This window comes from Xanthocytophaga flava (assembly GCF_030068545.1).
In the GTDB taxonomy this organism is placed as follows: domain Bacteria; phylum Bacteroidota; class Bacteroidia; order Cytophagales; family 172606-1; genus Xanthocytophaga; species Xanthocytophaga flava.
This window is the reverse complement of record NZ_JASJOR010000002.1, coordinates 83,951-97,649: the sequence shown is the minus strand read 5'-3', so window position 1 is coordinate 97,649 and position 13,699 is coordinate 83,951. Positions and strand designations below refer to the sequence as shown.

Below are 13,699 nucleotides of genomic sequence, written 5' to 3'. Positions count from 1 at the left end.
TTCCTGATTAGAGTTTTACATGTTTGTAGTCACAAGTGTGAAACCATTCTTTTAGCTACTTGCTGGGATTTTCACTCAGAGAAACGAATATCTATATGGAACTTACTTTTGGCTTGTTTATAGTTTTTGACAATAGTTGTGGTATTTTTCTTCGCTGATTCCAAGTCGCCTTAGCCAGTTGGCAAAGTAAATTGTTAGCTCCTTGGATCGTATATGGGAATGCTGATGGTAGCATTCAAAATCTTTTCGGTTCTGTATTTTATCCGCTACCAGCATCTGATTCACTTCCTTCAGCGGGCTCAGTCGGATCTCTTCCAACTGGGTAATAATGCGGGTAGAAAGGTATTGATTGGCAATATTTCGGTATTCCATTACCAACAGAATAGCTCTGTTGTCCAGATTATCTAACGAAACGTTTGTATAATTTTCCAGTAATGAGTCATCTCCCTGAAATACCGGATGCAGACAATACGCACGCTGAGTAGTTAGCTCTGCCTGTTCCCATACCAGAATCTGTAGACCTTCGTCAATGTGATTTAGTAACGGCACCTGACTTCTGGTTGCTTTTCGGTTTCCATATAGAGTTTTAATGAGTTGGTATTCGGGAGTTTCCTGTATTTGCATAGGATTAAAGAACTCTTTCTTTCAGCGAATAGTATTTTTCCAGTCTGGTGAAACAAGTAACTCACAATGGCTTTCCAGTTGTTGTAAAACATCAGCCAGTTCTTTTTTGTCTTCAGGAGTAAAGGACTGCCAGTTATACACCTCCACCTTTTTAAGGGAAGGTATATGAAGCAATGCCTGATAATGAGTAGCTGTATAAAAGTCAATAGAGAGCTTTTTCAACTTTGTTAGCTGTGTCAAGGGCTGCAGATCAATTTTGCTTGCCATAGCACCCAAACTTAGCTTGTTGAGGTTTTTGCAATTTTCGATTCCCTCCAATGAATGAATTTCCAGTTCATCCAACTGAGGTTTTATATCCAGAGAGAGGTAACTATAGGTGGCATGATCTCCATCCAGACATAGATATTTTATTGCCTCTAAATCTTTTTTAGGGATTTGCAGGCTCAGAAAGAACTGTAGTATATCTCTATTAACCTCGTAGTTCAGTTCGATCAGCTTGCCAAAATTCTGCTGGCAAAACTGATCGAAGTCTTTATCCCAGCCAAATCCATATTGTTCTCCCAGAGAAATGGATTCATCTACTATAACCAGTTGCAGGTTTCTGTCTGTAAACATGATATTTATATCTGTAACAGTGATTTCAAAGGGGGATAGTCGCGAAACTCCGCAAACATGGCAAGGGTCTGTATCTCGTTTTTCATACTTTTGATGTTGTTATACTGGTGATCAATGGCGTGTTGTACACACTCAGTTGCTTTCTCCAGTTGATTCATTTCTACATACAAACAGGCTGCATTGAAAAAGATAGCTGGATTTTGAGGGCCATATGGCAGACATTTGGCTAGAAACTTCTCATTTAACTCATTGTTGACAGGCAAGCCGGTATTGTCGTTTTGCAATACCCATAAGGCATTACAGAACATTTCCAGACGCTTTGTACAAGGTTGAGGGGGCTGGATGTCCAGTGCAATCTCATACATACGTTGTGCCTCTATGTAGTTAGATGCGTGTAGGGTGAATGCAAATCCACCAATATTATTCATCACGTCACAGGATATACAGTCGCCACTAAAAGTATGGAAACCAGGAGATAATTGGGCTGATTCCTGATTGGAGAGTCGTTGTATCAGATGATCAATTAATTCTTGATTATTTACTTTCAGTGCTGCATATAAAATCTTTCCAACCTTGGATGTTATAAAGTGATAATCTGTTATGATCGTATCCAACATCTGGTCGGCTAGTTGATTGACTTTTGCGTAATTCTTTTCTTCAATCAGATTTTCCAGTACCTCCTTGCAAGCCTTAAGGATACCTTCATTTTCTTTGTGTTGCTGATAATAGGCAATTGCTTCCGAAAGATCTTCGTTTGCAAATAACCATTTCAACTTTACATCAGGAAAGATATGATCGATAAACCTTTCAGAAGGTGTGTCAGGTTCTACATCCCCAAAGTTAAAGATACCTGAAACTGCATGCTTAAACAGATTCTTTTCTTTATCAGACTGGGTGTAGGTATTCGGGTCTTGTTGCCATTGCTCAAGCAGTTCAGGAATAGATTCCAAACTAATCCGATGCCAGGCAGATAAGTTAGTACCACCCGCTTCCCAATCTTCCCGCCTGAAAACAAACTCAATGGGACAAAACTGTTGAATTTCAAGCAACCAGCCTTCAATGTCCTGTTCAAAAGCATCCAATGCATGTGGAGTAGCTGAATATAGATCACTTTTGTCAGTATAAGGTATTGCTTTTCCTGGAGTAATATCTTCTATTTTGAACGGTGATCCTTCGTATGCTGCCTGAATATATAGATTCACAAACTGTTCACTGGCAGCATGTAACATCCGTCCGGTAAAGTCGTCTTTGGTAGGTTTGATTGGTGCAGGAGCCAACTGAATGATCTTTTCTATTTGTTCGTAGGTTGGTTGAGTCACAAAACGTACCAGTATCTCTGCCCATTCAAAATAACGCCCATACCCAGCACCAAAGAAAGGGAAAGGAAAGTCCCGAAGTTGATATCCTTCCTTTATCTTTTTCTGGCGGATTTTTTCAAACTGTGCCAATGTGGTTTTCTCATCAGTGAACTGTTTAACAGTAGCTCGGCCCCGTGTTCCAATGCGACCACTGATGGTCGTAAGGATGTTGGCAAGTTGTCGGATCTCGTAAAATTTTGTGTGTTCTGGCAATTCCAGATAGGCAATCATACTAAAAAATGTTTATCGATATTGAAATAGTAGAAACGACCTCTGTATTTTACTCCTCTTCCTGATCCGCTTTGTACTTGAGCTGAGAAACGATACAATCATCATAGTCCAGATCAACACGCTTACCCAGATAAACGGGCTGATATACAGAGCCTGACTCTTTGAATGCATACAGATAGCGTACTTCTACAATATCACCTTCCTCGGGAATATCAAAATTGATCGAAATGGTTACGTTTCCTGCTTTTACCAGTGTACCCTCTTTGTACAAGCCCAGGGCTACACTGCGTTTATTATTGACTGCTGCGACTACAAATGACGCCGTTGCATAAAACTTATGCTTGAGTTGTGTCCCTCCGGATGCTGGTCTACCAGGAGTGTAGACGGATGATTTTAGCTTGAAAATAATACCTTCTTTTTTCTGTGTATGCAATTTCTCATACAGACTTTTCTTAGAGGCCAGATCCTGAGCAGAAGCTGTTTCAACCAGGAATGGAGCCTGTAAAGCTCTTTGCAAGGTTGTTAGTTTTTCCAATCGACTGGAGAGTGGCAGAGGACGAATATCTTCGTTATTGAGTTCCAGTAAGTCAAAGGCATAAAACGTTTCCCCAATGGCTTCTCCATCCAGGATAAAGTCTGTTGGGTGAGATAGCAAGCCTTGAAATACTGCCGGAAAGCCAACAGATAATCCTTTTCGGTTAATGGCAATCAGTTCTCCATTGCGTTTGGCAAGCAGTAATCGTTTGCCATCGTGTTTCTCCTGTGCCAGGTACAAGTCATCTTGTATATATCTGTCTACATCCTCTATCTCAATAGAGTTTAGTAACTGACAATAAATTCCTGTATCATTTTGTTCACGGTCGGTGCGTTGGTAGGCTGCTACAGGCGCTGAAAGGTCACCAGCATCGATTATCTCTTTATATCCTTTGGCAGTTTTTTCCTTGACTAGTTTGTCAAAGATCTTCTGGGCAGCAGGCAAATCTACAGGTGTTTGAGTTTTGGTTCCTGTTTGAAGTGTAGTGCCTCGTCGTCCAAAGGCAAAATTAACCAGATAGCCTGTGCCATCTGGTTCTAGTGTAACCTGATATATTTTGTCAGAAGAACCCTCCCGATAATGAAGTGAAATAGACTGCATAATTTTTTAGTAGGATAGAATGGTGTAGTATTTCGAATTGAGTTACTTAAATTTTTATTGAGCCACCTCTTCTTTTGGTACAATCTGCTCTAGTTCGCTGAGTACTTCTGAGTACACAATAGGAGGGACCTGTCCTAACGGTATATGAGGTTCTTCATGCCATTTGTCTGAAAGTTTCAGGAAATAGAGATTGCCAAATTCAGCTTCTCCACTATCTTCGTATCCCACAAATAGCTCACCGGATGTTTCGACAATCGCCTGAATGCCTAGTTCATGGAAGAGTTTAGATAAGGAATAGATGTCCCCATGATCACCAAGCTCCCAAGTAATCCAACCCAGTCGTTTGAATGTTCCTTTTACTTTGTTGGCATTTCCTGTTTTACCTGCAAAGGTTTCTATCTCTGTAGACGTTTTGTCCTTTTCTTTCAGAGAGATAATTGGTCGTTGCAACTGAGGAAAGATTGTTTCAATTCCCAGATCAAAAAACTTCTGAATCCAGGCAGTTTTTTCTTCTTCTGACAGGCTGATCGGATGCACCATGCCAATCACTTTGTCTTCTGGTAACATAACTTCCTGATCATCGAGAGAGAGTAAGGTGGTATCTTCGGCACAATAAAAAGGTTGTATCAATGTCCCATCTGAATCAAAGATACCCCAGAGCAGATGGGTAGCATATACAAACATGATTGGATTACCTACAAAGAACTTCTGCCATTTTTCGGGTTGCCATCTCCGTTGAATCACCAGATACAGTTCCATACGGCCTGATTGTGACTTAACTACATCCCGAATCTCCTTGCCTATTTCTTTAAACTCTTCGAGTAATTCTTTATCTGTTCCCTTCGGTGCTGACTTGAGCAGTTTACCGTCTTCGTTTAAGAAGGCTAGTTTAAAGTCTTTATTGACAAAAGCTCTGTATTCATCTTGTCCAACTTTGAAGGTTTTATACATGTTCTCAAACCCAAAATCTGGTATAATGCTGTCGGCCAGTTCGTTCATATCCATGTTCAGTTCCTCTGCGGCTACCTGTAAGGCATTCAGCGCAGCTGCTCCGACATTTCCATTTTTGTTTTTGTATTTGCGGCTAAAGAATTCTACTGTTCGTAGCGCTTTGTTACTGCCAATCAGTGCTAATGCAACAACGCCATATTCGGCCATTTTACCCCTGCTGGTTTCTACCCATTTATTGATTTGTGTACGAATCACATCTATCAGACTATCATCGCCCAGCAGGCCTGCTAGTGTGAGACAGTATTTCTGTTTGGCATCACCACCGTTATCAATAAAGAGTGTGAACAGCTTTTTGGCAAATGCACCATTATTTTTTCTGTCAATGCGTAGAAGCAGAGGTCTGGCTTCTATATCTGTACGAATCTCTTTCGCACGACTCATACGATAAAGTAAAAACAACACCTCGTCTGGGGTCAATGTCCTTCCTTCTGTAAACTGAATTGTTGGAAGATCATCCACTTTTAACCAGGGAACAAGCGGTGCATCTAGTTTACCTCGTTTTTGGGCTCCTGCTATCAACTCAGCTAGTTGAGCATCTGTGATGTTCTGATACCGCCTTTCACCTAATGCCTCAAGCATCACATCGCGGGCATCATCGTTTTTCTCAGAGTTGACAGTATCCAGCAGAATCTTCTCCGCTTCAGGGGTTTTGATACGGGAAAGAATCATCGCTACTGTTTGTCGCACATCCGCCGATTTAGCGTTCAGCAATTCCTGACATTTATCTAAGGCTGCTTCACCCAGTTTAGCCAGTTCAGTAGTCGCAATCATACGGATGGCTTTGGACTTGTCTTTGGTCAGGTTCCATACTTTGTTCCGATGTTGGGAATAGTCATACTGACCTAGCAATTCAAGCAATTTTTTTAATGTTTTACCATCACCTTTATCAGTAAGTAATCCCAGTGCCAATACATCTATACCCTCTTTGCCGAGATGTTTATCAATCACAGATAGTGCCTTAGGTTCAATATAGCCAATGGCTATTGTTGTTAGCAGATCTACAGCAGTTTGCCGGGCATTGGCAGTGTCATGCTGAAAAATATCATCTAGTATAACAGCACTGAGCACATGTGCAGCTTCTTTGCCATTCTCATCAAAACCCCAGTGACAGGCATCTCTATACCCCCAATAGGTTCCTTTGCTCTGTTGAATATGTTGATTGATCTGTTTCAAATAGTGATGAGCTTCATTGAGTTGTTCAGCCCGGTATTTTTCAGGGAGTGCATTGGCTAATCCACGCAGGATAAGATATTTTAGACTGAGTTCAGTAACATAAGGAGTGCCTTTTTTATAGGCATTTAGCAGTTCACTTTCGTGCAGTGGGGCATTATAGTCTGCTATGGATACCGCATTGGCCAAATTCAGATACGTAGTGGTGCCACGTTGATGATAAATAAAATCTGTTAGATTATAGTCTGTATTTCTAGCCAGATAGTTCACAAGTTTCTTACTCCAGTCATCACTGTTATGGTAAGTAATGAATGCCTCAACGATCACATCTTTATAGTCTTTGAATAGGGATGCTATGTATTTGCCTGCTGCATTACTTAAAATGATTGGTGCACGATAAAAATAATTGTAGTAGGCAGTACCTGTACCATAACATGCATTGGCTAGTGAATCGATGATACCTTTGTCTGTAATACTGGCCTCTCGAAGTTTTGTGGCATATTTGATAAGCAGAGTATCATCCTCCGTGGAAATAATAGCATCTGCTATTTTTCTCAGAAGCGGTTCGATTAGTTCTGGTAGTACAGGTGATGTCTGAAGTGCTGTAAATATACGTTTGTCTTGTTCATCCAGATGTTCTAAGTCTTCCAACTGATTAACAGGGGAAAGCAGTGCGTCAAACTGTCTGAAGTACCAGACTTCACCACTATTACCTGTATTTACGTCTGGAACCTGTGTGGTTTTCCCCGAGAGATAATCTATAACTTCCTGAAGGATTGGATAGAGATATTGTTTTGTTTGATCGCTTGTATAGGGATAAGTCTGTATTTGATGACGAACCTGATTTGCTGTCTGCTCAAGTTGCTGCTGGGTAAATGCCATAATGGAATGTAGTGCTGATTGGTATAGTAAAAAATAAATGACGGAGTTTGTATATTTTACAGGTTGCCTGCTATAAGCGCTATGCATTGATCTGACTGAGCAATAGTACCCTCGGGAAGTAACCATACCAGTTTACCTGTTGCTGCCGACCGAATTTCTATCATTACTTTGTCTGTGGATAGTTCGCACAGAAGTTCGGTTTCTTCTACATGCTCTCCAATATCTTTAAACCATTTGTCAATGATTGCTTTATAGCCCGGTTCTGAAGGATTTTCCGGATAGATAGGTATGGCTTGTGGAAACTTCAAACGGGCTATTTCATAGGAGTGCAGATTCAACCGAGGTTTTCGCAGGATAGGGTCTCCATACGGGTTATGTATAGGTATATAACCTGCCATTAGTTTTTGTTCTATAGCTGTCTGACGCGCTTTTTCAGCTTCTTCTTTTTCCTGTTTACGTTTTAATGCCAACTGGTCAAGAAAAATGTAGTCGCCATTCAGTATATCAGCTGCGTAATTTTCCAGATAGTACGCACACCCATAAAGTTGTTCAGTCTGACTTCCTGTTATAGGTACTGTGGGTATACGTTGCCTGCAGATATATCCAATGTTGAACCACTCTGTTTCTGAGATATTTTTGCCTATACATACGTTTGCATTCATTCCCCAGTGAATGCCTTCTGCTAAAATCCGAATCTGAGGAGATTCAAACTGGATTTGAAAGGGATTCTGGTATTCTTGCAGTGAGTAGTCTGCTTCTTTAAAACCGAAGTTGAGGCAGATGTGAGCAAAGGCTTTTCTGGCTTCGGTTTTAAAGTGGTTTACTGCTTCTATATGTTCTTTGTGAAAGTTTTTCATAGTGGTGGTTGAAAGATCATTGGGGGCATTTCTATTGTATCTGGTTGTGCATAATTATTCAAAATATGGTATTGTTGTGTTTGAATGTAAGAAGTTAGGTTATATTTATCTGTCGTATTGCTACTACTTTTCTGGGTTTATTTATTTGTTCTTCATTCAATCCCTCAAAGATTTTTTTCTTTCCTGTCCTTCTGAAAGAATCTAGTGACAAGGCCGGCAGCCTTTACTTTTGGAATCTGTTTTTTCACTCAGAGATCACTCTATTTGTCACAAGGTCCTTTTCAGGAGGACAAAAAGGGAGTGCTCTCCAGAGGGAGGACAAAATGTCTATCATTATCTTACCAGACAAGGGGTGGGTTTTCTTTCCAGAACAGGTAGCGTTTGATGTCTTTGTAGCAGGTGTTGGTGATGGCGAAGTCGTCTTTACGTCTTTCCTGGCGGTTGGTTTCATCCCGGAACAGGTCTTCGTTTTCGTGGAAGAGTTCGGTACAATCGTATACTGTTATCTGTCCGATATAGCTGGCTACTACCATTTTGGTTCTGTCTGGAGAATAGTCGATGTCCATAACGGTTCCTCCTATATGCAAATAGCCATATAGGTTGCCATAATAGTCTCTGAACCACATATACCCATCGTTACAGCCCAATGCATATCCCCACTGGTAAAGTCCTGCAGAGAATACCCATTTACGGTCGTCTATGTAATTGAGGGTAGGGTCAGCGTTATAACCGGATGCGTAAAAGTTGGGAGTAAGATTGGCAAGTGGAAGCGCAATAGATGCACTTCTTGAGATATGGCAGGAACACAATAAAACTTGTGGACCTGAGTTTTCAGTATCTGGCTCTTCCTCAATAGTTGTATTGAAACGTGCCAGATTTGGATAGGATGAACGAGGCTCTACAGTAGCGATAGTTGTCCATTGTCCATTAATCTCTTCAAATAGCAGATGAGGAGAGGATTGAGTACCTGTTATCATATATTTTCCATCCGGAGAAACATCTACATGTGGGTAGTCATACCGAAATGTAAATTCTTCTCTGTGAGTATGGGAAGAGTTCTCTTCCGTTTCAATGAAGTGTGATGTTTGTTCCTCCAATACAAAAATACCTTTGGAAGTGGCTATTGCAACCCGTTGCCCGTTAGGAAAAACTACTATCTGCTGAATCCCAAATTCTGTAAAGTTGAGATTCGATAACCCATCTTTTGGACCCTTCAATCCATAAGTAGAGGGTGAGGCAAACGTTTTAATACTGTGGCCATCCCATCCTTCAGTTACTTCAATGTAGTCAGCATATACCCGGGCAATGTATTTTTTATCGAATGATTTCCCAATCATCAATACATCAGGCTGCAATTCAAAGGTGTTTTCAGAAATGAGGTAGACCCGTCTTGGCTCGTACCAATCACCTATTGTAGTTACCAACCGCATATCAGGTAATATAATCACTTGAGATACACATTCCGTGATTCCAGTCCAGTCTATGGGATCGTTGTCCGGAGGAAATAACTGACGGAGTTTATCAAATTCCCCATCTTCATTATGGTAATAAATCTGATCCATCACAAAGGCCGTCATATCTTTCCGTGTGTCTTCCGGGCACGGAGTATCTGGTTTTACTTTGTCAATGTATATTTCGTCAAGCCAGTTATTGAGTTTGTCCTTAAAAGACTTTCCTTCATTGATCCAGCGCTGTGAGGCTTCTATGATAGAGGCAAATTCTGTTTGCATAGTTGTAAGTTCGTTGTACAGGTGATTTGGAAAGGAGAAATCCGATGATTTTATTTCGGTGATACCTTAGCTGGTTTGCTGATGTATAGGGAATATAAAGATTGTTCCTGGATAACTCTGATAACAGATGGCTTTGTGTTAATCAGGCTCATTGTTGTATTTGGTTTCAAGGTCCTTCCAGATTTTATCCAGATAGAGTGAAGCTAGTCTTTGGTGTTGCTGATCGGTTTTATCTGCAAAGTAGCTTTCATTGTCTTTAAACCGGATGTAAGCCTGTACTGTATCATCACCCCAGACAAAAGGATAGACAATGACAAAGTCAGAGTCATCCAGGTTCTTGTAGGTTTCTATACTACGCAGAAATCCTAGTACAGGGATCATCTCCTGATAGTTTTCAGAAAATTGAAAGATAGAGAAGTACCAGGTCTGTGTGTGTGGATTGTATTCTGAATGGGTAACAGATGGCTTGTATTCTATCCAGTCAGTAACAATTCCCTGATTGGTACTCTCTTCATTATAAGCGTCCAGAAGATCAGTTGTAAACTCAGATTTTCCATACATTTCACGGCTATCCCACCATTCTTTCCAGCCTGGCTGGCTTTCGAATGTCGCTACTGGGGCTGCCAGGAATTTATTCAGGTTTTCCTGTGTGATACTGATTTTTGCCAGCAAGGAACTGAGTTCTGACATAGATGTATTTTTTATGAGTGTAGTACTAAGTATTGATTTGTAGTGGGTATTTGCTTTACTTTCTATAGCTGGTAGTTTATGTTTCATAGCTTTGGAGGAATAACAATAGCTTCAGGAGTAAACATCCTCCTAACTCTATTGGCTTCAGAAAAAATATCGTTTTTACTGTTCTCCAGAATGTGCTTCCCGCTGTAGTGGGAAAGTCACTCCTGGAGGACAGTAGGAAAGAATCCTTTAGAAATAATAAAAGCGAAAAGTTCTCTCAATAAGATAACAGATGTTACTCCTTGCCTTCTTTGCTCTCTGCCGGAGGTAGAATTTTGCGCAGGTCTGCCATTACCTCTGAATATACAATGCCTGGAATGTTGCCAAAAGCTAGTTTGTTTCCATAATTTTCAGATGCATAGGATTCAAAATGTAATCGGCCCAGATAGGCATCCTCATCATAGTAGCCTACTGTAATGCCTTCTGTTTCAATTTTTGCACGTACCCGTAGGTGAGGGAATGCTTTTTCGTAAGCTGGTACATAGCCACCATCACTTACTTCTGCACGACGCCAGCCGAGTTTTTCCAGTGTCTTGGCCAGATAAAGAGCTCCCTGTTCGATTTTTTTGCCTGAGAATGTACTGGATTCTACAGCTGCTTTTTCTTTTTCATCAATTGTAATAACTTCCCGTTGCATCTGAGGGAAAATAGGCTCGATATGCAGGTCAAAAAACTTCTGATTCCATGCTTCCCGTTCTTCTGGAGTGATCATCAGCGGATGTATCATACCAATGGTAGCCGTTTCTTCCGATAGTTCTACTTCCTCATCTTCCAGACTCATCAGACTGGTATCTTCTGCACACCAGAAGGTGGTGAGTAATTGTCCGTTTGCATCAAATGCACCCCACACCAGACGGGTAGCATAGACAAACATAATTGGGTTGCTCAAAAAGAACTTCTGCCATGCTTCCAGTTCCCATCTGCGTCCGGTTACCATATATTGCTCCAGGCGAGGTGATTGCGATTTTACTACATCACGAACTTCTTTGGTGATTAGTTTAAACTCATCCTGAACTTCTTTAGCTGTTCCTTTAGGGGCTGACTTTAGTTTTTTGCCATCTTCATCCAGGAATGCCATTTTAAAGTTGACATCAATAAAGGCACGGTATTCAGAATCATTGACAGTGAAGGTTTTGAACATACCATCAAAATCGAAGTCTGGGATAATGCTGTCGGCCAGTTCGTTCATATCCATGCCTAGTTCTTCGGCGGCTTCTTCCAGTGCGGCATGGGCTGCACTTCCTACATTGCTGTTTTTATTCTGGTATTTACGGCTAAAGAATTCTACTGTCCGTAGGGCTTTGTTGCTGCCAATCATTGCCAGAGCTCCTACAGCGTATTCAGCCATTTTACCTCTTGAGTTATCTACCCAGGTATTTACCTGATTACGCAACAGATTTACCGTTTCGTCATCTCCCAGGAGCCCTGCCAGTGTGAGACAATATTTTTGTTTGGCATCAGCACCATTGTCGATGTAAAGTTTGAATAGTTTTTTAGCAAAGTCTCCGGATTTGCTTCTATCTATCAGTGAAAGCAACACTTTTGCTTCCAGATCAGGACGAATACCTTTGGCACGGCTCATACGATACAGCAGGAATATTACCTCATCAGTAGTTACTGCTGTACCGTCAGTTTTGTAAAGTGTTGGTAGTGCATCTGGTTTTATCCAACTAATGGGTGATTCAGAAATTTTGCCACGTTGTTTGGCAAATTCTATCATATCTGCCAACAGCTTGTCGTTTGCTTCGCCATAAAGCTTGTTTGCCAGTGATTCAAGCATTACATCACGGGCATCATCGTTTTTCTCAGAGTTAAATGCTGCAGACAGAATAGCAATAGATTCTTCTGTATTGATTTTGGCAAGGATCAGAGCTGCTGTTTGACGAGTGTCGGCTGTTTTGGCGTTAAGCAGGTCTTTTGACCGGGCTATAGCTTTGTCTCCCAGCTTGCTTAACACTGTAGCAAGCATGAAGCGTATTCGTTTGGATTTGGTTTTGGTTAAATCCCACAGGCTATCTTCAATAGATGAGAAGTCATATTTCTCTATGATCTCAAACAATGTTTTGAAATATTCATTTCCTACATCTTTTGGGTTTTTACTGAGAGTATCAGGCCAATATTTTAAAGCATCCGCACCAAACTTTTCATCCAGAAATGTCAGGAAGTCAGGTACCAGAAAAGGGGAGTTTTTTATAAAAGGAACTAGTCGTGCCTGTGCGGCAACAGGATCACGCTCCAGCATGTCTTCAAATGACAACACTGTCAGGTACTTACGTTGATTATCGTCCCAAGAGTATTCATCGCTATACCCCCAGGTGCCTTTAGTGGCTCCTGTTTCAAACTGATCCAGGTAGTCTTTATAAAACTTTGTTAGTTGAGACTCATATTTACCAGGAAATGCCTTGTCCAGTTTTTTCCAGTTTGAGTATACATCAATTGGGTCAATTTGTTGTTGCTTGATCTGCTTTTCTATTGCTTTACTTATTTCTTTCTCAAAGAAAGGAGCATCTTTTTCCAATAAGAAGTTGACTACATCGCTGTCAAGGCCATTGTGGTGATACCCGCTTTTGGGTACGATAAATTCATCTACATATTCATTGAGTGTTTCGCGGTGGTGATAATACAGAAGACGGCATAGTTCAAATCGGCTGTTGTCTTCTTCTGCATTGGCATCCATCACCAAACGTGCTTGTTGAGGCAAAAAGGATAGGACATATTTTCCGAAGGATGATGGCTTGTCTGTTTGTGGATTTTCGGTATCGTTAGCACCCTCTTCATAGAGAAAATACGGATCATCATAATTATCCATGCCAAACATCAGAATATCTTTGTCCTTCATGCCTGATTTTTTCAGGATAGGTGCTAGTTGTGCCATTACATCAAACTCGCCTGATTGAGCAATCTGATCACGCATCCAGTATTCCATCCACCAGGATAGATCTTTGTTATTTTTGTGAAAGACAAAGGATAGAATCCGTTCTTCATATATACCCCAGGATTGAGCAACAGGTATCAGGTTAGGAAGGTCACGAAGTCCCCAGGAGTAAAAGTTCCAACCTACATTGCGCATATTAGGCATGGTGGTTGTTTTTCCCAGGATAAAGTCTTCTACTTCCTGCATGTGTTTGATATAGTCAGCATCATTGATAAATGAGTTTTTCTGCTGAGCATCTTTTGCACGACAGTCGCTAAAAAATGCCTCGACCTGTTGAGTTGTGAGCGCCATAAAAATGAAAGAGTGTAATGTATTGAATAGATATAAAAATAGGGTATAGTAATCGGTGCGACAATATTATATAATGGGTTTTAATTATAAAAATATTTTTAAAATAAATAATAAAATAATTTTTG

9 protein-coding genes are annotated in these 13,699 nt (G+C 40.7%); all 9 read right to left on the bottom strand.

The features are described 5' to 3' along the window. Positions 1 to 117 precede the first annotated feature (117 nt). The 9 genes from QNI15_RS03155 to QNI15_RS03115 all read right to left on the bottom strand — a co-directional run bounded on the left by QNI15_RS03155 (position 118) and on the right by QNI15_RS03115 (position 13,574). Positions 118 to 624 (bottom strand): hypothetical protein, encoded by a 507-nt coding sequence (locus QNI15_RS03155; RefSeq protein ID WP_314030463.1) that lies wholly within the window; start codon positions 622 to 624, stop codon positions 118 to 120. A 21-nt stretch (positions 625 to 645) separates the two neighbouring features. Then, on the bottom strand, positions 646 to 1,239 hold the full coding sequence (locus QNI15_RS03150) for a DUF6892 domain-containing protein (RefSeq protein ID WP_314030461.1): 594 nt from the start codon (positions 1,237 to 1,239) through the stop codon (positions 646 to 648). Positions 1,240 to 1,244: 5 nt separating this feature from the next. Beyond that, a complete protein-coding gene (locus QNI15_RS03145) occupies positions 1,245 to 2,828 on the bottom strand; it encodes a WGR domain-containing protein (protein ID WP_314030459.1) in 1,584 nt (527 codons plus the stop codon). 49 nt (positions 2,829 to 2,877) lie between these two features. Further along, on the bottom strand, positions 2,878 to 3,963 hold the full coding sequence (locus QNI15_RS03140; RefSeq protein ID WP_314000725.1) for an ATP-dependent DNA ligase: 1,086 nt from the start codon (positions 3,961 to 3,963) through the stop codon (positions 2,878 to 2,880). A gap of 54 nt (positions 3,964 to 4,017) precedes the next feature. After that, a complete protein-coding gene (locus QNI15_RS03135; RefSeq protein ID WP_314000723.1) occupies positions 4,018 to 7,026 on the bottom strand; it encodes a DUF4132 domain-containing protein in 3,009 nt (1,002 codons plus the stop codon). A gap of 56 nt (positions 7,027 to 7,082) precedes the next feature. Next, positions 7,083 to 7,883, bottom strand: coding sequence for a lipoyl domain-containing protein (locus QNI15_RS03130; protein WP_314000721.1), 801 nt, complete (start codon positions 7,881 to 7,883; stop codon positions 7,083 to 7,085). 338 nt (positions 7,884 to 8,221) lie between these two features. Further along, entirely contained in the window at positions 8,222 to 9,613 is a 1,392-nt protein-coding gene (locus QNI15_RS03125; RefSeq protein ID WP_314000719.1) for a hypothetical protein, read from the bottom strand. A 138-nt stretch (positions 9,614 to 9,751) separates the two neighbouring features. After that, on the bottom strand, positions 9,752 to 10,390 hold the full coding sequence (locus QNI15_RS03120) for a hypothetical protein (protein WP_314000717.1): 639 nt from the start codon (positions 10,388 to 10,390) through the stop codon (positions 9,752 to 9,754). Positions 10,391 to 10,583: 193 nt separating this feature from the next. Beyond that, entirely contained in the window at positions 10,584 to 13,574 is a 2,991-nt protein-coding gene (locus QNI15_RS03115; RefSeq protein WP_314030457.1) for a DUF4132 domain-containing protein, read from the bottom strand. Positions 13,575 to 13,699 lie beyond the last annotated feature (125 nt).